The sequence below is a fragment of the Paenibacillus graminis genome (assembly GCF_000758705.1).
Taxonomy (GTDB): domain Bacteria; phylum Bacillota; class Bacilli; order Paenibacillales; family Paenibacillaceae; genus Paenibacillus_AQ; species Paenibacillus_AQ graminis.
On the sequence record NZ_CP009287.1, the window covers coordinates 3,636,112 to 3,661,582 of the forward strand.

The following is a 25,471-nucleotide window of genomic DNA, read 5'->3' on the forward strand; positions in this document are numbered from 1 at the left end:
GAGCGACATCATGGACAATTTGAATGCTTTAGTGTTAGCTGCACCATTCTTCAAACAAATACACTCCCAGGATATTATGATTGGAATTACAGACAAGGAAATATTCCATTATTATGCGCCCAGCAAGGTGCTGGATTTCGGACTGACCAAAGGAAGCCCTGTCCCTCCGGATGACCCTTCCTTGAGCAATGCACTCGCTGGACGCGCTACGACCAACCGCTTGTCGCCCGAGCTCTATGGAGCAACAGTCATTTCCTCGGCAGTACCGGTTTATGATGCTGCCGGGGAAATTATCGGCGCATTTGCAATTGCCTACACCCTGGAAAATGAGGATAAAATGGAGCAGTTGACAGGCAGCATTGAACGGATTAGCGGCCAGCTGGTTGATATGGTCCAGAATGTCGCTGCCCAGTCCGAAGAGCTGTCGGCTACCACAGCCCAGATTCTTGATAATTCACGTAAAACGGTAGAAGAGTCCAATCAGGTAAGCAAGGTGGCAGGCTTCATCCGGGAAATCTCCGAACAGACGAATCTTCTCGGCTTGAATGCGGCTATTGAAGCAGCGCGTGTGGGACAGGAAGGCGCAGGCTTTGGTGTAGTGGCTACGGAAGTGCGCAAATTGTCCGTACATACCAAGGAAGCGACAAAATCAATCGAAGATTCGTTGAACACAGTCCAGCGCTCGATCCGCCAGATGGAAAAAGAAATCGAAGCCATTGCCGCGTCTTCCTCCGAGCAGGCTGAGCTGGTCACCGAGTTCAGTGATGTCATAGAACGGTTGAATCAGACCAGCGGGGAGATGGCCAAATTCATCAATTCCATTATTCAATAAACCCATATCCCATGAAAAAATCCGCAGACAGGACGCGACCGTCCTTGTTCTGCGGATTTTTTCATTCTGCCTAGACCTCAATGATGATAGGAAGAATCATCGGTCTGCGTTTCGTGCGTTCGTATAGGAACTTACCCAGCGTTTCCTTGATCGTTTCCTTGATGATATTCCATTGGCCCAGGTCAGCCGGGCTCATCTTCTGCAGGGTCGAGGTAATCAGCTGGTTGATCTCTTCCATCAGCGTGTCGGAGTTGCGCACATATACAAATCCCCGGGAAATGGTATCCGGATCGCTCAGAATTCTTCCGTCATTTTGGCTTAAGGTAATCACTGTAATCAGAATTCCGTCAGCAGACAGCTGCCTGCGGTCACGAAGTACAACATTGCCGATATCACCAATGCCGAGTCCATCCACGAAGATTTGTCCGGCCGTAATCCGGCCGCTTTGGCGGACATTCCCGGCGTTCGATTCCACAATATCCCCATTCTTCAAGATAAAGATGTTCTCATTCTTGACCCCTACAGCTTCGGCCAGCATGGAGTGATGGTGAAGCATCCGGTATTCCCCGTGAATCGGGATGAAGTATTCAGGCTTCATCAAGGTGAGCATCAGCTTCAGCTCCTCTTGACTGCCATGCCCCGATACATGAAGCTCACTGCGGGAACCGTAGATTACCCGTGCCCCGAGCATATACAGATTGTCCACAATTCTGGAAACGTTGCGCTCATTGCCTGGAATCGGATTTGCCGCAAGCAGAACCGTATCTCCGGCGCTGATCTCAAGCAGTCTGTGACTGGAATTCGCCAGCCGGGACAATGCGGCCATGGGTTCGCCCTGGCTGCCGGTGCATAATATGGCTATCTTGCCGCGCTCCATTTTGCCCGCTTCTGCTGGTTCAACCAGCATGCCTTCGGGAATGTTCAGATAGCCCAGTTCCTGGGCAACGCCGACAACATTGACCATGCTTCTGCCCAGCAAGGCGAGCTTACGGCCCGTATGCCCGGCAGCGTCCACGATTTGCTGCAGACGGTGCACATTCGACGCAAAGGTGGAGATAAAAATCCTGTTCTCCGCCTTAAGAAAGGCTTCCTCCAGATGGGCGCCTACAAGCCTTTCAGAAGGGGTGAAGCCGGGCCGCTCGGCATTCGTGCTCTCGGACAACAGAAACCGGACTCCTTTTTCACCGATCGCCGCCATTTTATGTATATCGGGATACTGCTTGTTGACTGGGGTCATATCGAACTTGAAATCGCCGGTATGAACCACAGTCCCTTCAGGCGTATCGAATACAATACCTAGGCAATCCGGTATGCTGTGGTTTGTTCTGAAAAAGGTGATCTCAATAGAGCCGAAATTCAGCGTAGACTCTGTATCGATGCAATGCAGCTGGGTCTGGCGCAACAGCCCATGCTCCTTCAGTTTAGTCTCAATTAAACCGAGGGTCAGGCGGGAGGCATATACCGGAATGTTAAGCTGTTTGAGAAAATAGGGAATTCCCCCAATGTGATCTTCATGTCCATGTGTCACTACAAGAGCTCTGACTTTGTCTATATTGCTGAGCAAGTAGGAAATATCAGGAATGATAAGGTCAATACCCAGTAAACTCTCGTCCGGAAATTTGGATCCGCAATCTATAACGATGATGTCATCGGCATATTGCAGAAGATACATATTTTTGCCAATTTCATACACCCCTCCCAAAGCTGCAATCCACAGACGCTCACCTGTCATCTTCATGCTCATTCCTCCTTTTTTTGATTACGCATATTATGCATATCACAACAAGAGTTTATCCAGAGAGAAGTGAATTCATATGCTGGAGGAGCTGGATTTGGATGTCCTGATTCCTCCTGCAGGGGTTGAAGCGTAACCAACTCTCTATAGCCCCTGGAAGGCCCGCCTAAAGCGGGTCTTTGTGTAGTTCTTTCAAACATTATCCATTTCAGTGTTAGTAACCTACTATTATAGTTTAAGTAAGTGACGTAACAACTTTTTCCAAGACCTGATCGGATTTGCAAAATACGAGCGGAACAGGGGATTTTCCAGTTTGACAACCTGTATATACAAGTGTAAAATCCATACTTGTATATACAGGTTGTTTGAATAGATAAATAGATACCGCATACAGGGAGGGACTTTCACATGGAAAAAACGCCGCATGCAGACTGGTGGCGGAAGTCGACGGTATATCAGGTTTATCCCAAGAGCTTCAAGGACAGCACCGGCAGCGGGACAGGAGACATCCAGGGATTAACCGGCAAGCTTGACTATTTGCAGGACCTGGGAATTGATATTGTCTGGCTGCAGCCGGTTTATGTATCTCCACAAAATGATAACGGTTACGATGTCGCCGATTACCGGCAAATTGACCCCGCCTTTGGAACCATGGAGGATTTTGAGGAATTGATCCGGGAACTGAAGAAACGCGGCATGCATCTGATGACCGATGTCGTAGTTAATCATTCTTCTACAGAGCATCCATGGTTTCAGGAGGCCAGGAAATCCAAGGACAATCCTTACAGAGATTATTACATCTGGCGGGACCCTGCACCGGGCGGAGGGTTACCCAATAACTGGCAGTCCAAGTTCGGCGGACCGGCATGGCAATTCGATGAGACCACCGGCCAGTATTTCCTCACCCTGTTTGACAAGACACAAGCAGACCTAAACTGGGAAAATGAGCGGGTTAGACAGGAAGTCGCTGACCTGATGATTTTTTGGGCGGACAAAGGGGTCAGCGGTTTCCGGATGGACGTTATCAATCTGATCTCCAAAGATCAGAGCTTCCCTGATGATGACCCAGCCGCCACACCAGGCGATGGGCGAAAGTTCTATACCGATGGCCCGCGTGTCCATGAATACATCAAAGAACTGTATGCGAAGGTTTTCGGTCCTTACAATCTGGTGACCGTAGGCGAGATGTCCTCAACTACCCTGGAGCACTGCATCCGTTATTCCAAACCTGAGGAACGGGAGTTTTCCATGACCTTCAACTTCCATCACCTTAAGGTCGATTATAAAAACGGACAGAAGTGGGAACTGAAACCATACGATTTTACCGAGTTGAAAGAGCTGTTTACCCAGTGGCAAACCGGAATGCAGCAGGCCGGGGGCTGGAATGCCCTCTTTTGGAATAATCATGACCAGCCGCGTGCCTTATCCCGCTTCGCAGATGACGGGGAATACCGCACACAGAGCGCCAAGATGCTGGCTACAACACTCCATGGCATGCAGGGCACGCCTTATGTATACCAGGGGGAAGAGCTGGGAATGCCCAATCCCGACTGGCACGATATCCGGGAATTCAATGACATTGAATCGAAGAATATGTACCGGATTCTGCAGGGGCGGGGGCTGACAGAGGAGCAGGCGCTGGAAATTATACGTGAACGCTCCCGTGATAATTCACGGACACCGATGCAGTGGGATGCTTCAGAACATGCCGGTTTTACCAGCGGGACTCCCTGGCTCAAAGTGGACAGACGTTATAGAGAAATCAATGTCCAGTCCGAGCAAGCTGATCCAGACTCGATTCTTAACCATTACAAGCAGTTAATTCGTCTGCGGAAGCAAGAACCAGTCATTACGGACGGGCTTTTTAAAAGATTGGATGAACAGCACCCGCAGATTTTTGCCTATGCAAGAATTTGGGATACGGGGACACTTATTGTAGTATCCAACTTCAGCGGTACACCCACCGGCTTTACTTTTGCAGAAGAATTCTGGTCGAGCTGTGTCGACATCCAAGCGGCAGAACTGCTGATTGGCAATACAGCGCATACACCCGTGTGGGGCCGGTCACTTGAGATCCCGCCATACGGCTCTTATATGTGGATTATCCGCTAAAACAACAACGAAATAAGGGGGAGCAGATATGGCTATTAACAGACAGAATGTAGAAGAGATCGTAAAGGCCGTCGGAGGAAAAGAAAATATTGAAGCCGCTACTCACTGTGTAACACGGCTGCGCTTTGCCTTGAATGACGAGAGCCAAGTGGATACAGACGCACTGGAGAAGAACGACCTGGTCAAAGGCCATTTCTCATCTCAAGGTCAATTCCAGGTAATTATCGGTCCGGGGCTTGTGGACAAGGTATACGACGAAATGATCAGCATCACCGGAGGGAGCAGGGCAACTAAGGACGAAGTGAAAACGGCGGCCAGCAAAAAGCAGAACCCGCTGCAGCAGGCGATTAAGACGCTGGCCGATATTTTCATTCCGATTCTGCCAGCCATCGTGATGGCGGGTCTGTTGCTTGGGGTTAATAACATCCTTACGGGTCCTGGCATTTTCTTCGACAGCAAGTCTCTCGTGGAGGTCTATCCGCAGTGGAAGGATTTTGCCTCCATTATTAATACGATTGCCAGCACAGCCTTCACATTCCTTCCGGCTCTAATTGGCTGGTCAGCGGTAACACGTTTCGGAGGCAGTCCGCTGCTGGGGATCGTTCTCGGACTTATTCTCGTTCATCCTGATTTGCTTAGCGCATATGGTTATGCGGATGCCAAAGTTGAAGGCACCGTTCCAGTATGGAATCTGTTCGGCTGGCATGTCAACAAAATCGGCTATCAGGGACAGGTACTGCCCGTCCTGGTCTCCGCCTATTTGCTCGCCCGTCTGGAGCGGTGGCTAAATAAAAAGGTCCCTGACTCCTTCAAGCTGCTGATTGTAGCGCCAGTGGCCCTGCTGATTACTGGATTTCTGGCCTTCACAGTTATCGGACCCATCACCTTCGTCATTGCCAATGCAATTACTTCCGGACTGGTCAGCATCTTTGGCGGATTCCCGGCACTGGGAGGATTGATCTATGGGGGACTGTACGCGCTCCTGGTTATTACAGGGATGCATCATACCTTCCTGGCTGTCGATATCCAGCTAATCGGTTCGGAAGGAGGGACCTTCCTGTGGCCGATGCTGGCATTATCGAACATTGCCCAAGGGGCTGCCGCACTCGGGATGATGTTTGTAGCCAAACAGGAAAAAACTAAGGGGCTGGCTGTCACTTCCTCCATCTCCGCTTTTCTGGGAGTTACGGAGCCTGCCATCTTTGGGGTGAACGTGCGCTTCAAATATCCTTTTATCTTCGGGATGCTGGGTTCAGCCATTGCCGGTGTGCTGCTGGCCATGAATAATGTGCTCGCTTCTTCCATTGGTGTAGGCGGGATTCCAGGATTCCTGTCCATCTTCCCGAACCAGTGGGGCGTGTTCTTCATCGGGATGGCGATTGTGCTGATTGTTCCGTTCACAGCTACTGTATTATTCGGGAAAATCCGCGGCCGTGGAACGGATGAGGCTGACAATGTGGACGATACTGCTGTAAAAACCTCTGCAACAGCCAATGATTCCAGTAAAATTGAGCCAGCTGCCCCATCAAGCGCACAGGTTGAAACTGCTTCTGTTCCGGTATCCGGTCCTGCTACAGCCGTTAATGTGCTGGAAGTCCTGTCACCGGTCCGTGGCAGAATTGTGCCTTTGGAGCAAGTGCCTGATCCGGCCTTCGCGGAGCGGCAAATGGGCAAGGGCGTAGCTGTGGAGCCATCCGATGGAAAGGTAACCGCACCTTTTGATGCTACAGTTGCCCATGTGATCAAGAGCAAACATGCCGTTATTCTGGAGCATGCCTCCGGTGTGCAGCTGCTGATTCATATCGGGATCAATACCGTATCCCTTAAGGGCAACGGATTCACTGCTCATGTCGCTGCAGGTGATAAGGTCAAAGCCGGTCAGCTATTGCTGGAATTTGACCGCGACGCTATAACGGCGGCTGGTTACCCGTTGATCTCACCAATTATTGTCCCGGACGGCCAGGATGTCATTGAGCGGGTGGAAGAACTGACCGGCGGAGATGAGACTCATCACAATGCGGTATTAAAGATCTATCTGCAAGGTTAACTTTCATGATAAAATGAGCATGGTGATTCCAGTGAACAAGAATATTTATTCGCATATCTATAATGATTACTCAGCACGGATTCAATCGGGACAGCTTCAGGCGGGGAAGAAAATCCCTTCCGAAAGCCAGCTTGCCGCCGCTTACAGCACCTCCAGAGAAACCGTGCGCAAAGCGCTGCAAATGCTCTCGGAGAACGGGTACATTCACAAGATCAAGGGCAAGGGATCTTTTGTGCTGGATACGCAGCGCCTGAACTTCCCTGTCTCCGGCTTAATCAGCTTCAAGGAGGTTGCAGACCAGCTTGGGCGTTCGATACGCACCATTGTCTATGAGAATAGCCTTGTTCCATGTCCAAGCAGTGTGTCACAGCGTCTGCTCATCAGGGAGAATGAACCTGTGTGGAAAGTAGTCCGTGCAAGGGAGATCAAAGGCGAGAAGATTATTCTCGACAAGGATTATTTCCTGCCGGCAGTCGTTCCTTCCATACCGGCTGCTGCCGCTGAAGATTCCATATATGAATACCTGGAAGGCAAGCTACATCTGCGGATCAGTTACGCCAAAAAAGAAATTTCTGTAGAAGAAGTGACCTCCGAAGATCAGCTGCTCCTGGACCTGCATGATTATCAGCATATTGTCGTTGTGCGCAACTACGTGCATCTCGTCGATACCCAGCTGTTTCAGTATACCGAATCCCGCCACCGGCTGGATAAATTTCAGTTCGTAGATTTTGCCCGCCGGGCGCAAATCGAAGGGAACCCGTTATAAAAAGCAGCCCCCCTCCGGAATCCGGCGGGGGTAATACTACCAGGACGTCTGCGGCGCTCACCTCCAGGATGATAGCAGGAATCAGCACACGTTAAGGAATAGAGTTGTTTTTGTTCAATCGGTATGATAAAATGCACTTAATTTAATGATTGGGGTTGAAAAGAATAATGTAGGATTTTCTTGCTGATCTATAAACGAATAAAACGTTGAAATGCGATGGGATTCGCATGTTTTATTATGTTTTTAGCAAGAAAGTTACATTTTCTTTTCACTCATACGATAGGTCCTTAATCTGCCCTCATGAGGGCTTGATTTGCTGTATCTATTTGAGCTGCGAGAAATGAACTTTCTTGCGGCTTTTATTTTTGTATACAGGAGGACCATGTGATGTCATTAATTAATGTTACCGGCCTTACTTTTGCGTATGAGGGCAGCTATGATAACATCTTCGAGAACGTAAATTTTCAGATCGACACCGACTGGAAGCTGGGGTTTACGGGAAGGAACGGAAGGGGAAAGACTACATTTCTTCAGCTGCTTCTCGGCAAACATGAATACAGTGGAACCATTTCAGCTAAGGTTAACTTTGAATATTTTCCGTATCCAGTGCCTAACAAAGAGGATCATACCCTTGATGTGATCAATGAAATTTTTCCAGACTATGTTCACTGGCAATTCATGCGTGAGCTGTCACTATTGCAGGTGGACGAAGACGTTCTCTATCGTCCTTTTGTCTCCTTATCCAATGGAGAGCAGACGAAAGTGCTGCTGGCCGCATTGTTCATTAAGGAAAACAGCTTCCTGCTGATCGATGAGCCCACGAACCATTTGGACATGCATGCCCGGACCCTGGTCAGTGAATATCTGAATACCAAAAGCGGATATATCCTGGTCTCGCACGACAGATCCTTCCTGGATCACTGTGTTGACCATATTCTCTCCATCAACAAAACCAATATTGAGATTCAAAAAGGCAATTTTTCCAGCTGGTGGGAGAATAAGCGGAGACAGGATAACTTTGAGCTTGCCCAAAATGAGAAGCTAATAAAAGACATCAAACGGCTGTCGGACTCTTCCAAACGCACGGGGAACTGGTCCCATGAAGTGGAAAAATCCAAAAACGGAACCCGGAATTCCGGTTCTAAGTTAGATAAAGGGTATGTTGGCCATAAGGCTGCCAAGATGATGAAACGTTCCAAATCTATTGAACAAAGACAGCAGTCGGCCATAACCGAAAAGTCCAAGCTGCTGAAAAATATTGAGAGCTCGGACACCCTGGAGATTTCACAGCTTGCTTACCATAAAAACATACTGGCGGAGCTGGAGCAGGTCTCGGTTTTTTACGGGGAGAAGCAGGTGTGCGCTAATGTGAGTTTTACGATTGAGCAGGGGGAGCGGATTGCGCTTTCGGGTAAAAATGGTTCCGGAAAATCAAGCATCCTCAAATTAATCTGCGGCGGGGATATCCCTTACACGGGCAGCTTCATGAAGGATAGCCAGCTGAAAATATCGTATGTGTCCCAAGACACCTCGCACTTGCAGGGCAGCTTAACCGATTACATCAGGGACAACGGTATTGACGAAACCCTGTTCAAATCGATTTTGCGGAAGCTTGATTTTTCCAGAATGCAATTTGAGAAGGATCTATCCACATACAGTGGCGGCCAGAAGAAGAAAGTACTGATTGCCACGAGCCTGAGCGAACAGGTGCATCTGCACATTTGGGATGAGCCGCTGAATTTCATTGATGTCATTTCGCGGATGCAGATTGAAGAGCTGCTGCTGGAATATACGCCGACTATTCTTTTTGTGGAGCATGACCGCGAGTTCTGCAACAATGTAGCTACGAAGACCATCCAACTTTGAACCTGTTAAGGAAAGGGAAGCATTCATGAAGAAAGTCATCGTAATCGGATCAGGAATTCTCGGGGCTTCAACCGCCTATCACTTGGCCAAAGCAGGTGCAGACGTCCTTGTGGTAGACCGCAAGGATAAAGGGCAGGCAACAGATGCTGCTGCCGGGATTATCTGCCCGTGGCTGTCCCAGCGGCGCAACCAGGCTTGGTATCGTCTCGCCAAAGCGGGGGCCCGTTATTACCCTGAATTGATAGCACAGCTTCAGGAAGAAGGAGAATCAGAAACCGGATACGCTCAGGCAGGTGCCTTAAGTGTCCATCATGATCCGATAAAAATCGGACTAATGATGGAACGGGCCACACTGCGGAAGACGGATGCGCCGGAAATTGGAGACATTACAGAGCTTACGGAATCCCAAACGCGCGGGCATTTCCCGCTGCTGGCAGAAGGCTTGTCTTCCGTTCACATCAGCGGTGCCGCCAGGGTAGATGGGCGTGCGCTGCGTGATGCGCTCATCCGGTCCGCACAGCGCAGCGGTGCTGTATTTATCCGCGGGGAGGCGTCGCTTCAGGTTCAGGCCAACCGTATAACCGGCGTAACTGCCGGGAAGACAACCTTTTCGGCTGACAGCATCATTGTATGTGCAGGAGCATGGGCAAATTCACTGCTGCAGCCATTAGGCATTGATTTCCAGGTCGGGTTTCAAAAAGCGCAGATCGTCCATTTAGAGGTTCCTGATCATCAAGACACTGGAGTATGGCCGGTAGTTATTCCGCCTAATGACCAATATCTGCTGGCAATGGGTCAACAAAGAGTCGTTATGGGTTCTACACACGAAAATGGAATTACAGGCTACGATACAAGGGTCACTGCCGGCGGGATGCAGGAGGTTCTGAATAAGGGGATAGACCTGGCACCCGGTTTAGCAAACAGCACTTTTCTGGAGACAAGAGTGGGCTTCCGTCCCTTTACACCTGGATTTCTTCCTGTGATGGGAGCAGTTCCCGGCTGGGAAGGGCTGATTGCGGCCAATGGACTTGGAGCGTCGGGATTGACGATGGGCCCGTATATAGGAAAACAGCTGGCACAACTGTCCCTGGGAATGGAACTGGAACTCAATATTAGTGACTATGATATCCGGAATGCGATAAAAGGAGTCTGATGCTTGTATGCTTCGGATTTCCCTGCTATAATTTTTTCAAAAGATAAGAATTTATGTGCTTCGCGCTATATATTATCCTTATCTTTCTCGCTGAAACGGTACCGTCCCTTTAAGTACGGTGGAGCCGTTTCTGCTGTGTTTATCTTGATAGGGGGTTTTACTGATGGCAATGCCGAATTGCTCATTAGCTAGGAAGTCCTCATGCAAAGCCTAATCTAGGGGCGATACTTTGCGTGAGGGCGGGAGAGTAGATTCAATCGCCCATGCTTGACATTATCGTTTCTAATAATGGCTTTGCACCTTATGTTTTTTTATAATAAATAAGGGGCTGAAAGCTATATGAATACACCATTTATTAGAAACCACCAATACAACGTAATTAAGAAACAAACGGAATTTCTTCAGAAGACACTACGGTCTGTCGCGGATCAGAGCGTCTTGAAGACGGTAAGGTACCGTACAGCTGTGAATATTATTGAGGCGTTCTCTTCTCTGACAACAGAGCAGGAGCGGATGCTGGAACAAGTTTCGGGCTTAGAGACCGCACATGAATTCCAGAGTTATATTTACGCATTGGAACCATACCTGGAGCCATTTCCGCCGATAACTCTGAAGCAGATCCAGAAGCTGTTCCCGAAGAATAAAAAGCTCAAAATGCCTGATCTGCAATCGATTGACCTTAGATATGTGACCTATCTGAGCTGGGTAGATATAGCCACGAACAAATTATTCATGGTCTATCCGTTCGAAGGGCAATTCATCGGCATCGAGGGAAGAATCACGCCGACCCACAAAAAAGGGTACTGCATGTTCTGCAACCGGCATCAGGAGCTTGCGTTCATAACGGTCAAGACCAAGCCCGCCAATGCTTTGCCTGATCAATATTCTTCCATCGGCCAATACGTATGTATGGACGGCCATGCTTGCAATCAGAGTATTACCAATACAACCTCGCTGGAGAGGTTCATTGTCTCCGTTCGTAAATAACAATAAGCGTCAGGCTGCCTCTAGGGGCAGCCTTTTTTGATGAAAACCAATTCTATACTATCTATTCGAATTCGATTGTTTAATTTTTAATGCGCTTTCATAAATAGGTTCAAACTATACCTGAAATCACAACAGTTTTACTCATGGGTTATCAGTCCTAACGCAGCATTTTTGGAATCGGAATTCCAATAATTGTGATACCACTCCACCGTTTTTCTGATTCCTTCTTCGAGAGAAGTATCGGCAGACCAATTGAGGATAGATTTTGCTTTTTCCGGAGAAAGGTGTTGGTGCAGGATCTCACTATTTTTTTGATGTTCGTAAAGCGGTTCAATATGTTCAAGGTTCATGACACGTTGAATGATTTCAGTGACTTTTTTGATGTCCCACAACTTGCCTGTTCCAAAATTAAAAACAGTACCATTCGCCTCATCATTTACATAATGGTACATAGCCATATAGGCAGCCATTAAGTCTTGAATATATAAGAAATCTCTCATGTATATCCCGTTTGAAGGGATTCTAATAATTGGCGGAAGATTTGCATACAACCGCTGTATGGTCCCTGGAATTAACCGGCGAAAATTCAAGTCACCTCCCCCAAAAATATTGCCGAAACGGCCTATCACTATAGGCAAATTAAAGCTGTGTCTATAACTCTGTGAAATAAGATCGGAACAGGACTTTGATGCATCATAGGGGTTTCTGCCTTGAATGGGCATACCTTCATCATAAGGGAGGTCGGGACTGTCACCGTAAACCTTGTCACTGGATGCGACTATTATTTTTGATATCTGGTCTTGGTGAACACGGCAAACTTCCATTAGATTATATGTACCTTTTACATTCGTTTCAAAAGTTTGCCAGGGGATCTGGTAGGCCAAATCTTGAAGGGAAACAGCAGCGAGGTGAAAGATAGTGTTGATTTTCCCGTCTGTAATTGCACGCTCAATCAAATTGTAATCGGCAATCGAACCATAATAGCATCGAATCTCTTTGTCCAATCCCAGTTTTGCAAACTGGCTCCGCGGGTTGAACTCGCTCAAGACAGAGGTTACTTCAGCACCTTGTTCAATTAGATGATGAGTTAACCAGGCACCTACAAATCCGGAAGCTCCTGTAACTAAAGCGCGGCAATCCGATAAAGAGCGTTTCATTGTTAAAACCTCCTTAAGTGTTATGGTTAAGACGGGAAAGGGACAAATATCCATTTTTGCCGATGATATACCACTCACAACATAATTACAATATATTTTTATTCTCTCCTATTGCTTTTATCTCAAAAAAGTACTTGCTGCTATTTTGAGTCTACCCTCAAAGCCCAAATGGACAAAGAAAAATTAATGAGTCTGTAACTATCCCTACAAAAAAACCGCCATGCAGGCGGCTTTTTGGGGATGAGGGGACCGGTTATAGATCGACTGGCAGGACAATTCCGGCCGATTGCTCCGGATCTCCGCAAGCTTGGGGGGTTATTTTCTAAAAGGTCTGTAGAATGCACGAATGTCGTTGGCCAGCGGTTCCGGTTCTTCCATAGCAGTAAAATGCCCGCCGGCGGGCATGGTGGTCCAACGTGTTACATTCAGATTGCGCACAACCCAGGATTTAGGAGGCTGTAATACATCCCCGGGAAATACGGCTATTCCTGTTGGAACTTCTATGCGGCCCAATGGCGGCAAGGAATGCGTATTTTCATAATACATATGTGCTGATGATCCTATGGTGTTAGTCACCCAGTAGATCATAATATGAGTCAACAGCTCGTCCTTGCTATATTTCTGGCTGAGGTCACCCTTATAATCGCTCCAGGTGCGGAATTTCTCGATGATCCAGGCTGCCAAACCTACCGGAGAATCGGAAAGTCCATAAGCAAGAGTCTGGGGTTTTGTCGATTGGATGGCCATATAGCCGCCCTCATGGGAGATCCATTCAGAAGCGTTGTTCTTATATTGCCGTTCTTCATCCGTACATTCCGACTCGTCCTCTAAAGTTATGAGACTTCTTATAATACCAACATCAGTTAGATGGATTCCAAATAAAAGTTCAGGACGGTTTACTGCCAGATATCTCGTAACACCGGAGCCTATATCACCGCCTGCAGCGGCAAATTTTGAATATCCCAATTCCTGTGTCATCAGTTTAGCCCACATCTGGGAGACAAAAAAATTGTTGACGCCCGGCCGGTTAGGGTGACCGGAAAACCCGAATCCCGGCAGGGAAGGGACAATGACGTCAAAGGCGTCCTCCGGATTACCTCCATAACTAGCAGGGTCTGAAAGAAGAGGAATTATTTTTTGATAACGAAGGTAACTGTCTGGCCATCCATGGGTAAGGATAATGGGGAGAGGGTTAGGTCCTTTGCCGCGCTCGTGTACGAAGTGTACATCTATCCCGTCAATATTGGAACGAAACTGGGAAAAACGGTTCAGCATAGATTCTTGGGCGCGCCAGTCGTAATGATCCCTCCAATAGGAAACAAGTGATTTTAAATAACTTAGATCAGTTCCTCTGTCCCAGCCTGAGTTTTCCAGTTCATCGGGCCAACGGATATGATGCAGCTTATATTGCAGATCGTCAAGAATCTCATTGGAGACATGAATATGAAACGGTTCGGCAGCCATCATGGTTCCCCCTTTTTTTGTTTTCACAACATTATTATATACATTGAACTTGTATGTTACACTGAATTAAGTGAAGCAATCAACTATACTATTTGACAGGTGATCCTTATGCCACAAGCAGACCGGCACAAAAAACGAACCGTGAATATAGAATTTGCAGCAGTGGAGGATTTTAGTATTCTTCCATATCCAGAACGGTTTACGCTGATTTTTATAACGTCTGGAAGTATAAAGGGGGTACTGAATCAACGTCCAATCTCTGTTAGTGCTCCTGGTGTCCTTTGCATAGCTGAAGACGCTCAAGTGCAGGTGGTTGAAAAGATTAACGTATCGGCACAATCCTTTCATTTTCATTCCGAATTTCTTAATAGCGTTAAGCTTTCCGAAACGAAGGATTATTTTCCTGCACAGCCTAGAATCCAAACAGGACTTTCCCTTTTTCAAAATAATGAAGTACCTCGTGTAACAGAAAAAGCATATCCGCTATTGCTCGAATGGTTTTTCATACTGGGTATGGAAGTGAAGGCGCAAAGTGATGCGCTTTGGGTGTGCAGAATAAAAAAGTACCTTATTCAAATTTTTGGGTTATTGGAGGAATTGAATCGGACTAGCGAACACTCGCCGGTCGATGTAGTGCTGGACTATATTCACACTAATTATCCGCAAAAGATTTCATTGGAGGATTTGACAAAATGCGGCCATTTGAACCGTGTGACTTTAAATAAGAAGTTTCAGGAAAGGTGCGGGAATACAGCGATTGGTTACCTGCTTTCACATCGTTTAAAAGTTGCAGGTGACCTGTTGGTGCATACAGATATGAGCCTCAATGAAATTGCACGCGCTACCGGATTTGAGTATGATACCTACTTTATCAAACAGTTTACCGCCAAAAAAGGGATGTCACCGACGACCTATCGGACTGCTTCCCGTAAGTTGGCCAGTGTCAGTATCTAATATAATTCTATTATTGAACACTGCCCGCCCTATGCGGTGGCTTAATCGTTAGCGACAGAACTTATCCCAGCAGTTCATTGGCTCCGTTCATCAATAAGGGCATAGTCTGTTTAACGAATGACTCCGCACTTATTAGACACCCCTCATTGTTCCAAACGTAAGCCGCCCCGTACATCCCCCAACTTAACATAATAGAAGCTGTATTTATTAAGAATTGCGCGTTTGGACCCGATTGCATCTTGTCTTTGTCTATAAAGGCAAGAAGTATCGTTTGAATTTGTTCTTTTATTTGATTTTCGAATACAGGTCCAAGTGATGTATACCTTCTCTTGCACATCGTGCTTAGACCCTTATGAAAATCGCATACACCCAGAAAAATACTCTGAATGGTTTCTTCATTTAATACTTCGTGACCGCTTATTCTACGATTTATGATTGTCATAAATGATTCCATTAGTTTGACCTCAAGCATTTCGAATTTATCTACAAAGTGCGCGTAGAAAGTCGTCCTGTTAACAGTAGCCCGCTCCGCAATATCCCTAACGGTTATCGATTCAAAATCTTTTTCTTGAATTAATACAGCAAAAGCGTCTTGAAGGAGCCGCCGTGTACGAATCACACGAGGATCAGCTTCATTCTTTTTAATTGTCATAGTTAGGATCTCCTCAACAAAAAAGACATTATAGAGATGGTGTTGTCTATCCAACGGCTTATGGTTATTGATGATTGTGAATCAATCGGTTGTTATTATAACATACAAATACAGCAGGTGTTGTTCAAACAACTTCCCAAAGGAGGAGAGGGCCATGTCGGTTTCACAACCATCGACAACGACGGAGCACCAATTTTTTTTCGATGTTATTCTAGAACGCCGGTCGGTTCGCAGCTATGATCCCCAGATCAAAATTTCGCGGGAAGAATTGACCGAAATGTTGCGGCAAGCCACGCTGGCACCTTCAGCCGCTAACCTGCAGCCGTGGCGGTTTCTCGTTATCGACACGCCGGAGCTGAAACAGAAGCTGCTTCCGATCGCATTCAATCAACAGCAAGTGGTTGAGGCTTCGGCTGTCATTGCGGTACTCGGAGATTTAGAGTGTTATAAATGGGCAGAGAAAATTTACGGAATGGAGGTCGATGCGGATTTCATGCCTACAGAGACGGCTAAATCGTTCGTGGAACGCTATACCGTCATGTATTCGAACATGTCTTCCGAGGCCATCCACCAAAAAGTTTATACCGACGGCGGACTAGTATCGATGCAACTTATGCTTGTCGCCCGCGCTAAAGGGTACGACACGGTACCGATGGGAGGCTACGACAAACAAAAGTTCATGGAAGCTTTCCGTATATCAGAACGCTACGTTCCGATTATGCTGATTGCCATCGGCAAGGCGATGAAATCCGGTCATCCGACAGTGAGGCTGGCAGTCGATGATGTAGCTTTCTTTAACGAGATGCCTGAGGAATAACAAAATGAAAAAGACCTTGGCGCCGCATAAACAAAGGCGAGCTAAGGTCTTTTACAGGTTCTGCACCTCAGATTCTAACAAGGTGTATTAATTACGTAAAATAATAATTTGACGAATAAATAACAATGAGATATATTGGATTCACGGAGGTTCATACATATATGGATAACCAGATGAAATTGCACTACATGCAACGAATTGATGAGAAGCTGTCCGGTTTACCTTGGTATGTAACAGAATATATAGATAGCAAAAAACGCAAATTATCTCCAACGACACTTCTTAATTATTGCCATGATTACATCATCTTTTTTGATTGGCTTATTGCTGAGAATCTAACTTCGTCAACCCGGAAAGAAATAACCTTAGAAACGCTGGAGCGATTAACCATCCGAGAAGTGGAAAATTTCTTGTCATTCCTGGATTATCAACTCGGGAACAAGAAGCTTACGATCAATCGTAAATTGTCCTCGCTGAAATCCTTGTTTGATTACCTTCAGAATAAGGCTGAAACCAGCGACCTGAAGCCTTATATTCAACGAAATGTTATGGCCAAAATGGATTTGAATGCCGTAAAAGAAAGCCAGGAAACCATTGCAAATCGTATTGAAGGGAAAATCCTCAGAGAAGACGATTTTGAATTATTCAGGCAATTCGTAGCGTATGATTTTGGCGAAATGTATAAAGATAACAAGCGGATTTTTACATTCCATCAGTTTAATCGTGAGCGTGATACGGCAATCATTTCGCTGATCTTAGGCTCAGGACTCAGATTGTCAGAGGTTGCAGGTATTAATATGGATGACCTCGATATGAATAAAGCATTGGTACGAGTAATACGCAAAGGTGATAAAGAACAATACGTGTACTTTAGCAAACAAGCCCTAATGGATCTGGAAAGTTATCTGCAGATCAGAGAATCAAGATATACACCAGAAAAACACGAGAACTATTTATTCATTGCAGCTCCAGTAGGCCGTAAAGGTAAAAGCCGGCGTTTGACGGGACGATCAATTGAAAAACTGATTGAAAAGTACGCTGCTGCCTTTGGGAAACCTTCATTAACGGTACATTCGCTTAGACACTCATTTGCAACGCGATACCATTTGGAAAACAACGATGTACCGAGATTGAAAAATCAATTAGGGCATTCATCTATTCAAACAACAATGATTTATACACACTTAACAGACGAAGAGATGCGTAATGCTGTAAATAACATGGATCGATAAACCCGCGGTGCTTCGCGGTTTTTCCAATACTTCCTCACAAAACCCGTATTTTGTACATATGTCTATAAAGCATTTAATTCCTTCGAACTTGGTTTCATTGCTCGCGGCTCTTTACATCATATCAATCATACCATCACCATGATTTAGCACCAACTCGTAATCACCGCCATTGCCCGCATACCTGGCCGGATATTTTGGTGTGCGCTCCCATGACGGGTTCAGATCCTCCAAGCCACTATACTGTGGGTGATGCAATCCCCGCAGCGGGCAATTTCATTGCCTGCACTCCTCCGCCCCTACTGAATATCCATTTTACATATCCTGGAATTGATTCAACTCCACTCCGGCTTCCGCGTTCGGTCCGCGGAGTGCCTGCAGCATCCGTATTCACCAGCTCCAGGACCTGTCCGTTGCCGTCATAGCCGTACTGGTAGCTTTTCATGTTCTGCCCCGCTGCACTGTCTTGCCGCTGAGCAGGCCCCGGACATTGTAGCTGTTGCTCTCCCGATACATCACCGTCCCGTCCATGTGACACCGCGTCCTTCCGGCGTCCCAATTCATCACTACCCTTCACAGCCATATCCCACTGGACCCCAAGCGAAATCGCGGAGGGAGCCATCAAGCGCGGAGTGGTTTTATATGCCGTTTGGCAGCTAATAAACTATAATCCTTATTCAAAATCCCAAAGATTCACCAACGAGGATAACCTTTATTCTCCCCGCCGGTTTACACATTCTTGTTTGGACGATGTAAGAACAGATACAATCATCTGTTTTACAATCTCCGCAAGCACCATTGATCAGGCAGGGCGTTTTTTGCGGCGAATGTAAAAATGGGCTGGACGAACACGAACAGCGGTATACATTAATGGGGGCCGCATATGTTCTGGCTCTTATAACTGCGTCTTCAGCGGTCTTGCAAACCTTATTTATCCCAACGATAGCAATAACACTTTTCGGTCCAAAGGTAATCGCCGCTGTTCGATTGCCCACACTATCTATATTGACCAATATGCCATCTTCGCTAACGGCGTTAAAGCTCGTTAAATAGGTGTCGCACAAAAGAGATTGGCGCATAAGGTCATAACGTTCCTCCATGGTTTGCGCTTTATCACGATCAGTGATCATATAGCTGCCTTGACGTACTCGATTAAGAAGCCCGATTTCCTCAAGCGTGACTGACCCACCCCATGATACCGAAGAATGTTCCGGAATAAATGATAGTGCCTTTTCTACAGCTTCTATGGCGTTATCACAGTAATAAGCCTCAAACTTTCTGCTTTGCAGATTTTTAATAACCTTTGAGGCTAAAAGTCTATTTCTCGCTTTTATTGAATTTTCTTTCCCTTGCATTGTTTTCCCTCCATTCTGACGTTAGAAAAGGTGACTAACTTCTTTTGTATTTATGATTAATATAGTATAGTAAAAAGAAAAAATATGTTGCACATGCAACGAGGAGCCTCTCATGAACAACTTAGATTCCCTATGTCAATCACGTTTATTTTCGGGGATTTCCCCAAATGATATTTCCCAAATGCTTAAATGTCTGTCAGCCACACGGAAAGAATATGCAAAAGATGAGATGGTTGTCCGTGAGGGCGATTTAGTGGATGATGTCGGCATCATATTGCAGGGGAGCGCTCAAAGTACGAAATTGAGCGTCACGGGAAAACAAATTATTGTATCCCTCCATTATCCGGGTGGATATACCGCAGTTTTAACAGCGGCTAGCCGTGGAAGAAGATGCCCTATGTCAGTACAGGCAATAGAACCACTTGAAGTTCTGTTTATTCCTATCAAAAGCATATTGAGCCGTTGTACGAAGTTATGTATGGGACACGAACAATTACTTGGCAATCTTTTTGATAGTATCGCAGAACGAGCGTTAGAACTGCATGACCGAAATGATTGTCTGATTATGCCTACTATTCGGGATAAGGTCTTAACTTATTTAACAAGAGTTATGCGTGAAACTGGAACAGAAACTTTTACTATTCCTTTTGATAGAGAAGCGATGGCCGAGTATTTAGATGTAGATAGAAGTGCTTTATCCAGAGAGCTTGCATGGATGAAGCGGGACGGCTTGATTGACTTTTATAGAAACGAATTTAAGCTATTGCAAAAAGCAGTAGAAAAAGATTTTCACTAACCGGCAAGCAGGGCGTTCCTGTCCACCGACATAACGACTATATTTTTAGCACAACAACCCCGATCAATTCTCCAATCCTATGAGTAATTCCACACCGTCCGGAGCATCAGCCATTCTTCTCTTCGGAGCAGCTTCATCCGTCAATGGATGCTTTGCGCAGTTGGATGCAAAGGAGATTCATCGGCCGCATAAGCCTGCAGTTGTGGACCTAAAGACCCCCCGTTCACGCGCAATCGAGATTTACGGCCTCCTGCTCAAGTCGGGATACCCCATTTTTGCATGGATACCCCAGGTAATTCGAATCGATAGACCCATCGCTCCGGGGCTATGCCTTTTGTTATACTTCCAAGTGAGGTTTCAAACCTTCTAGAATCAGGAATTTAATCGCAGCATCCTTCATTTCGCACGTAAATTCAAAACCCGCACAGAGGAGCGCAAAGACATGAACTTTTTCAAAAAACTGTTTGGCGGCAATGAAATGGGCAAATCGGAAGACGGTACCACAATTTACGGCTATGACGCTCCGGATGAGCGGCAGGTTACGCCTCTCTCCGAAATTTTGTACATGGAAGAATTAAACGAACATTTTAATAAAGTCTTTCAAAACCGAGAAACCGGCGTGTTCCATGAACTGATTTCAGACATCGTACATATTGATGTGAACATTATGGAAGCTACACCTGATGAGCCATACCGAGTGCTGTACACCAATGGGATGAGCGATCTGCCGATGACACTCCCACAGGAGATCCGTAAAGAGTACAAGCATCTTGAACGCTCGGAGCTGATGATGTTTTTGCCGGCGGACTGGCCGCTTACGCAGAAGGATTTTGAAGCGGAGGAGAACTACTGGCCGATCCGGCTGATGAAGATGCTTGCCCGGTTCCCGCATATGTATCAGACGTGGCTTGGATACGGCCATACCATCCCCAACACGGAGGATTACGAGCCATATGCGCCTAACACTGAGCTGTCCGGCGCGATCCTGTTTGCTCTGCCGGAAGAGGTTAGCACAGTCCATACGAAAGATGGCAATCAGGTTCAGGTTTATTTCCTGGTTCCGCTTTACCGGGAGGAAATGGAATTCAAACTGGAGTCCGGTATGGATGAACTGGTTGCCAAGCTGTCCAAGCTGCCCGGGGATTTCCTCGTTCTGAATCCGAATAGACCCAACACTTGTAAATAACTGCCCGGATTAACGGGTTTGAAACAGCTTTAAAAGGCTGAGCCTAAGTAATGGATATGACTTAGAGTTCAGCCTTTTTATTAGAATGTAAATCCCACGTGTAGCTCTAGTGTAGCAGAGCAGTCACTGCGGCAAATTTGGACTTCCGGCAATGCTCTGTTCATAAGAAACCGCCCCTTTTCGATTTCCGTTACTCAGTGACTGAAAAGTATCTCTCCTCTAAAGATATTCGACTTCTACCCTTGCTCACTAACTCCTTTGATCAGCTCTTCTACGCGCTTGGTAATCTTTGAGATTACGGCTTGTGATTTTACCCCGCGGAATGAACGCCAAAAAACCCCCGGCATTTACATTTGCCAGGGGCTTGTGTTTTATCCCATTGGAGGAGTCCCGATGAGTGAAAGGGATATCCCTTATGGCTTCTTTTTAAGCAATTCCAAAGCTCGGTTCATCACCGGGTCCTTGCCGGCATCAATATCGGCTTGCTTGATCATGATCTTTTCGTCCGGCGGCAGGCCGCGCTGCTCGTAATTAGTGCAGTCAGGCGATGTATAGCGTTCGTTGCTCAGGGAGAATAACTGTTTGTTCGGCAACAGTCTAAGTAGCATGTCCGAAAAGTATCCGCACGTCTTTTCCCCGATAACCGTTACTTTGTCCAATGCTTTTAAGGCCATCGTCCCTGTCTCGCCGGCGCTTACCGTTAGCGGACTGGTCAGCACCACAATATTGTCAGCTGAAAACTGCTTTGCTCCCGGTTCGATATATACCTGCGTAGGCTTGGAGAATTGCTCGTATCCGCCTGTTCGGACCTGTTTGGCATACGCCAGCTTGCGTTTCTCGGCAAACAACCCGGCTATTTTCAACCCGAAGAAGTCCTCGCCCCCCTCATTAAAGCGCATATCGATCATAAAGTTGCGGCAGTTCGCCAGATCCTGCACCATTTCCGCCAGCGCTTGGTCAATTTTCTGAGGATCGGACTCGTCAAAACCAATCAGCTTGATGTAAGCGCCGCCGCTTTTCGTTTGGCCATAAACAATGCGCCCGTCGAGCTTGCTCTTTACCGCCCCTTTCATATATCCGTCTTCGACGTTTCGTTGCATCGACTTCGAATTGGCTTCGAAAAACTCCTCTCGCTCAACTTTGGTCTTGGAGAAGATCATACCCTTTTTACCGAATATGACGCTGTGTCCGTCGTTCAGCTTTTGGAACATTTGCGTCAAAATGTCTTCCAGTTCCTTCTCGGAGGTATCGGCGCCAACTTTGGGCCGATACTCTTTGTACACCTCTTTCCAATTCACTTTGACGAGCGGAAAGAAACTGAAATTCTCTTCAAAGGATTGCCAGAATACTTCAAAATTTTGCACCGGATCATTGCTGAATCCGTTATACTTCACCTTGGGAAGATTATCGATCCGTTTGAGATGCTGCACGTACCCCAAGCCATCGGTCAAGCTGCCGTTAACGAAGCGGCCCATCGGAAAGCGCGGGGTATTAGATTGCTCCAGGGATTTGGTGTTGTCGTAAATTTCATTAATATAAATGTCGCCGTTGTTCTCGATATTTCCTTTCCCGAACGGTACCAAGCTGTCCTTGGTGTAGCTGTAGACCTTAACGGATTGGCCTTCTATTTCGAGTATATGGCCATACCCTTTCGATTGCCAAAGCTGGCGCTCGGTGGCTGCGGTTGCGGGGGGCGGCTGCTTCCGGTTCTCCTTCGCCTGGACATAGGTTCCCGACATGCTGAATGTCAGGAGGGTCAAGATGGCAATCAATACTTTCATTTTTGGTCCTCCTTCTGATCAAAAAATATAAAATTGGCTTTTCGAGGATAGTATAATACCCGAATTTGTCCTCAGTTTGAACGGAGGATTACAATTCGGGCTTTGTATCTTCGAGGGGAAGTATGATCGAGAAGGAGGTTCCTTTCCCCAATCTGCTGGACACTTCGATTTTTCCATGATGAAGATCGACAATCCGCTTCACGATGGAAAGACCGATTCCGTTGCCGCTAACATTGCGGTTTCTCGCTTTATCCACTTTGTAGAACGGTTTGAAAATTTGGCTGATTTCCTCCTCAGGTATGCCGATTCCATTGTCCGTCATTCGGACGACTGCGCTTTCGCCTTTCTTGAAGGACTCCACCATTATCTTTCCATGATCGGCGGTAAATTTGATGCAATTGCCAAGCAAGTTGTTCCACACCTGATTCATCCTGTCTTCATCCGCCACAATGGTTATCGATTCCAGCATTAGCTGCATATCCAGATTGCTGGCAGACCATTGCGGTTCCAGGCGAATGACAGCTTTGCGCAGTTGCTCGTCTAGACGAAACTTTTGCGGAGCAGGCTTTGCATGCTCGTGCTCCAGACTGGTCAATTCCAGCAGATCGTCGCACAGCCGGGACAGCCTGTCGCTCTCCTCATCGATAATATTCAGCATCTGCATACGGGTTTTCTCGTCCACGGACTTGATCTTCAGCACACGGGTATATCCTTTGATCGACGTTAGAGGAGATTGGATTTCGTGGGATACATCGGAAACAAACCGCCGACGGAGCATATCCAGCCTTCCCACTTCAGCCGCCATCGCGTTAAAGCTTAGGGTGAGCTGTCCAATTTCGTCGCGACGTTTAGTAGACAGGCCAACGTTAAAATCGCCCCTGGCCATTCTTTGCGTTGCATGCGTCAGCTTCTGCAGGGGCCTGACCATATACCGCGCAGCGATCAACACCAGAATACTTCCCAAACCGAGAGTAAACAGCTGCTGATACCGGGTCAAGGAATCGATTTCGTCGAGGACAAAACTGGTCTGGGTCGTAACCAACAAGACGTGCGGCGAACCGTTCAGCTCAAAAGGCAGGCCAACCGTAATCTCATCATCCTCGCTGGCCCCGTTGCGATAAATTTTGTTCTGCTTGAGCACTTGCTGCAGATACGGTTGATCCTTCTGCCGGTCTGGAGCAGCGCTCCCCGGGTTCAGCAGCGTTCCCGAGCTGTCATAAAACCGCACCTTATAAAAAGGCATAGAATTGCTTACTTCCACGAAAGCTTTCGCATCCTTCGGAGCCAATTTCTTATATAATTGAATGATCATTTGCGCATTGCCAATCATCTTCTCTTCCACGATCGCTTCGATATGGCCATTGTAGAAATAGCTTTGAACGAATAAAACCGAGAGCAGGCTGACTATGACGACCCCCAGAAACGTGAACACGACGCGGGCATAAAGCGATTTAATCATGATACGCCTCCAGACGGTAGCCCATACCGCGCATCGTTACGATGCGGAAATCTTTGGCATACTGCTCAAACTTATCGCGCAGACGTTTGACATGCGTGTCCACGGTGCGTTCATCCCCATTGTACGCGTAACCCCAGATGTCGCGGATCAGCATGTCGCGCGTAAAAATTTGCCCGGGATAACTGGCCAGTTTGTAAAGCAGCTCAAATTCTTTTAAAGGAAGAGCCCATTCCTCGTCCGTATCGGAAAAGTGAACCTGGTAGCTCGTTTTATCGAGAATGACTCGACCGAGCTTCACGATATGGGAGGTAGCGATCCGATACCTTTTGAGCAGCGCCTTGACCCGCATGACCATCTCCATCGGATCAAAAGGTTTGGTCAAATAATCGTCCGTCCCCAATCGAAAGCCTTTGACTTTGTCCAGCGATTCCTTCTTGGCCGTGACCATCAGCATCGGCTTGTCCCCGGCCTCCCTCAGCTTTCTGCACAGCTCCCAACCGTCCATGCCGGGCATCATAATATCCAAAATGATTAAATCGACGGAATGATGCAAGTAATAATCCCAGGCTTCGAGTCCATTCGTTTTCTCTACGACATCCATACCTTCGTCTCTTAATAACAGTCCTACCAGTTCGCAGACAAAGACGTCGTCATCCACTACCATAATTGTCGGCAATGTTCATTCACCTCGTACTAAATTTCCCTGCCATGAGAAAAGCATCTAATTCAAAGCCCCCTCCCTTTCACCCTAGTTAGAGCGTCTCAACTAATTTCTGAATCTTGGAGTGGGAAATTAAGTATACAGGCCCCATTATGTCTACTTTGCCGTCCTTTACACGTATAGCGCTCTCCTGTTCTGCCGCAAAAACATCAATCTCTTCAGACAAGGGAAACAGGTAGCCTTGAACAAACGCCGCGTAGTCGCGTTGCGATTTTCTGTCTTTTATATCCTCATGCAAACAATGGACCAGCTTCTCTGGAAAAAATTCATTAAACCAACTGAAATAGTAATGAGTTTTCAAATTTAATTACCTCCATATGTACTATTTACATTTATTCGCTTGTACACTTTCATAAATTTCATATTACCATAACCTGGTACTTGATAATGTTAAATAAATTT

Annotated in this window: 21 protein-coding genes and 1 pseudogene; 12 read left to right on the forward strand and 10 right to left on the reverse strand. The window is 46.7% G+C overall.

Annotated features, from left to right (window positions below; genetic code table 11):
* The first annotated feature begins 10 nt into the window (after nt 1–10).
* On the forward strand, nt 11–832 hold the full coding sequence (locus PGRAT_RS15165; RefSeq protein WP_025703272.1) for a methyl-accepting chemotaxis protein: 822 nt from the start codon (nt 11–13) through the stop codon (nt 830–832).
* A 70-nt stretch (nt 833–902) separates the two neighbouring features.
* On the opposite strand, the gene PGRAT_RS15170 is transcribed toward PGRAT_RS15165, so the two are convergent.
* Nucleotides 903–2,570 (reverse strand): ribonuclease J, encoded by a 1,668-nt coding sequence (locus PGRAT_RS15170; RefSeq protein ID WP_025703271.1) that lies wholly within the window; start codon nt 2,568–2,570, stop codon nt 903–905.
* A gap of 405 nt (nt 2,571–2,975) precedes the next feature.
* On the opposite strand from PGRAT_RS15170, the gene treC reads away from it, so the two are divergent.
* The 6 genes from treC (at nt 2,976) to PGRAT_RS15205 (ending at nt 11,498) form a co-directional block, all read left to right on the forward strand.
* On the forward strand, nt 2,976–4,679 hold the full coding sequence (treC, locus tag PGRAT_RS15175) for an alpha,alpha-phosphotrehalase (RefSeq protein WP_025703270.1): 1,704 nt from the start codon (nt 2,976–2,978) through the stop codon (nt 4,677–4,679).
* 28 nt (nt 4,680–4,707) lie between these two features.
* Entirely contained in the window at nt 4,708–6,726 is a 2,019-nt protein-coding gene (gene treP, locus PGRAT_RS15180) for a PTS system trehalose-specific EIIBC component (protein ID WP_025703269.1), read from the forward strand.
* 31 nt (nt 6,727–6,757) lie between these two features.
* On the forward strand, nt 6,758–7,492 hold the full coding sequence (treR, locus tag PGRAT_RS15185; RefSeq protein WP_025703268.1) for a trehalose operon repressor: 735 nt from the start codon (nt 6,758–6,760) through the stop codon (nt 7,490–7,492).
* Between the two features lie 387 nt (nt 7,493–7,879).
* The gene (locus tag PGRAT_RS15190; RefSeq protein WP_025703267.1) at nt 7,880–9,358 is read left to right on the forward strand and encodes an Lsa family ABC-F type ribosomal protection protein; all 1,479 of its coding nucleotides are present in this window, start codon (nt 7,880–7,882) and stop codon (nt 9,356–9,358) included.
* A 25-nt stretch (nt 9,359–9,383) separates the two neighbouring features.
* The gene (locus tag PGRAT_RS15195) at nt 9,384–10,511 is read left to right on the forward strand and encodes an NAD(P)/FAD-dependent oxidoreductase (protein WP_025703266.1); all 1,128 of its coding nucleotides are present in this window, start codon (nt 9,384–9,386) and stop codon (nt 10,509–10,511) included.
* Nucleotides 10,512–10,850: 339 nt separating this feature from the next.
* A complete protein-coding gene (locus PGRAT_RS15205; RefSeq protein ID WP_025703264.1) occupies nt 10,851–11,498 on the forward strand; it encodes a FusB/FusC family EF-G-binding protein in 648 nt (215 codons plus the stop codon).
* Between the two features lie 137 nt (nt 11,499–11,635).
* On the opposite strand, the gene PGRAT_RS15210 is transcribed toward PGRAT_RS15205, so the two are convergent.
* Both PGRAT_RS15210 and PGRAT_RS15215 read right to left on the reverse strand, forming a co-directional pair.
* Nucleotides 11,636–12,655, reverse strand: a complete 1,020-nt coding sequence (locus PGRAT_RS15210; RefSeq protein WP_025703263.1) for a GDP-mannose 4,6-dehydratase — start codon at nt 12,653–12,655, stop codon at nt 11,636–11,638.
* Nucleotides 12,656–12,970: 315 nt separating this feature from the next.
* The gene (locus tag PGRAT_RS15215) at nt 12,971–14,119 is read right to left on the reverse strand and encodes an epoxide hydrolase family protein (RefSeq protein ID WP_025703262.1); all 1,149 of its coding nucleotides are present in this window, start codon (nt 14,117–14,119) and stop codon (nt 12,971–12,973) included.
* A gap of 108 nt (nt 14,120–14,227) precedes the next feature.
* Here PGRAT_RS15215 and PGRAT_RS15220 point away from each other — a divergent pair, with 108 nt between their 5' ends.
* Complete coding sequence (locus tag PGRAT_RS15220) at nt 14,228–15,073, forward strand: helix-turn-helix domain-containing protein (protein WP_025703261.1); 846 nt, start codon at nt 14,228–14,230, stop codon at nt 15,071–15,073.
* Nucleotides 15,074–15,134: 61 nt separating this feature from the next.
* Here PGRAT_RS15220 and PGRAT_RS15225 read toward each other — a convergent pair whose 3' ends face one another.
* A complete protein-coding gene (locus tag PGRAT_RS15225) occupies nt 15,135–15,725 on the reverse strand; it encodes a TetR/AcrR family transcriptional regulator (RefSeq protein WP_025703260.1) in 591 nt (196 codons plus the stop codon).
* Between the two features lie 154 nt (nt 15,726–15,879).
* Between PGRAT_RS15225 and PGRAT_RS15230 the strand changes: the two genes are divergently transcribed.
* The gene (locus PGRAT_RS15230) at nt 15,880–16,542 is read left to right on the forward strand and encodes a nitroreductase family protein (protein WP_025703259.1); all 663 of its coding nucleotides are present in this window, start codon (nt 15,880–15,882) and stop codon (nt 16,540–16,542) included.
* Nucleotides 16,543–16,703: 161 nt separating this feature from the next.
* The gene (xerS, locus tag PGRAT_RS15235; RefSeq protein ID WP_025703258.1) at nt 16,704–17,774 is read left to right on the forward strand and encodes a tyrosine recombinase XerS; all 1,071 of its coding nucleotides are present in this window, start codon (nt 16,704–16,706) and stop codon (nt 17,772–17,774) included.
* A gap of 235 nt (nt 17,775–18,009) precedes the next feature.
* On the opposite strand, the gene PGRAT_RS33255 is transcribed toward xerS, so the two are convergent.
* The gene (locus tag PGRAT_RS33255) at nt 18,010–18,354 is read right to left on the reverse strand and encodes a hypothetical protein (RefSeq protein ID WP_036702817.1); all 345 of its coding nucleotides are present in this window, start codon (nt 18,352–18,354) and stop codon (nt 18,010–18,012) included.
* Between the two features lie 94 nt (nt 18,355–18,448).
* A complete protein-coding gene (locus PGRAT_RS15245; protein WP_025703256.1) occupies nt 18,449–19,126 on the reverse strand; it encodes a lactate utilization protein in 678 nt (225 codons plus the stop codon).
* Between the two features lie 112 nt (nt 19,127–19,238).
* Here PGRAT_RS15245 and PGRAT_RS15250 point away from each other — a divergent pair, with 112 nt between their 5' ends.
* Both PGRAT_RS15250 and PGRAT_RS15255 read left to right on the forward strand, forming a co-directional pair.
* Nucleotides 19,239–19,922, forward strand: coding sequence for a Crp/Fnr family transcriptional regulator (locus PGRAT_RS15250; protein WP_025703255.1), 684 nt, complete (start codon nt 19,239–19,241; stop codon nt 19,920–19,922).
* A 442-nt stretch (nt 19,923–20,364) separates the two neighbouring features.
* Complete coding sequence (locus tag PGRAT_RS15255; protein WP_025703254.1) at nt 20,365–21,108, forward strand: suppressor of fused domain protein; 744 nt, start codon at nt 20,365–20,367, stop codon at nt 21,106–21,108.
* 413 nt (nt 21,109–21,521) lie between these two features.
* On the opposite strand, the gene PGRAT_RS15260 is transcribed toward PGRAT_RS15255, so the two are convergent.
* The 4 genes and pseudogenes from PGRAT_RS15260 to PGRAT_RS15275 form a co-directional block, all read right to left on the reverse strand.
* The gene (locus tag PGRAT_RS15260) at nt 21,522–22,889 is read right to left on the reverse strand and encodes a S41 family peptidase (RefSeq protein ID WP_025703253.1); all 1,368 of its coding nucleotides are present in this window, start codon (nt 22,887–22,889) and stop codon (nt 21,522–21,524) included.
* A gap of 88 nt (nt 22,890–22,977) precedes the next feature.
* The gene (locus tag PGRAT_RS15265; RefSeq protein ID WP_036702815.1) at nt 22,978–24,348 is read right to left on the reverse strand and encodes a sensor histidine kinase; all 1,371 of its coding nucleotides are present in this window, start codon (nt 24,346–24,348) and stop codon (nt 22,978–22,980) included.
* A complete protein-coding gene (locus tag PGRAT_RS15270; protein WP_025703251.1) occupies nt 24,341–25,024 on the reverse strand; it encodes a response regulator transcription factor in 684 nt (227 codons plus the stop codon). The genes PGRAT_RS15265 and PGRAT_RS15270 overlap by 8 nt, the downstream gene beginning before the upstream one ends.
* A 76-nt stretch (nt 25,025–25,100) precedes the next feature.
* Nucleotides 25,101–25,280: pseudogene (locus tag PGRAT_RS15275) on the reverse strand (cyanophycinase); the annotation flags it as partial.
* Between the last annotated feature and the right edge of the window lie 191 nt (nt 25,281–25,471).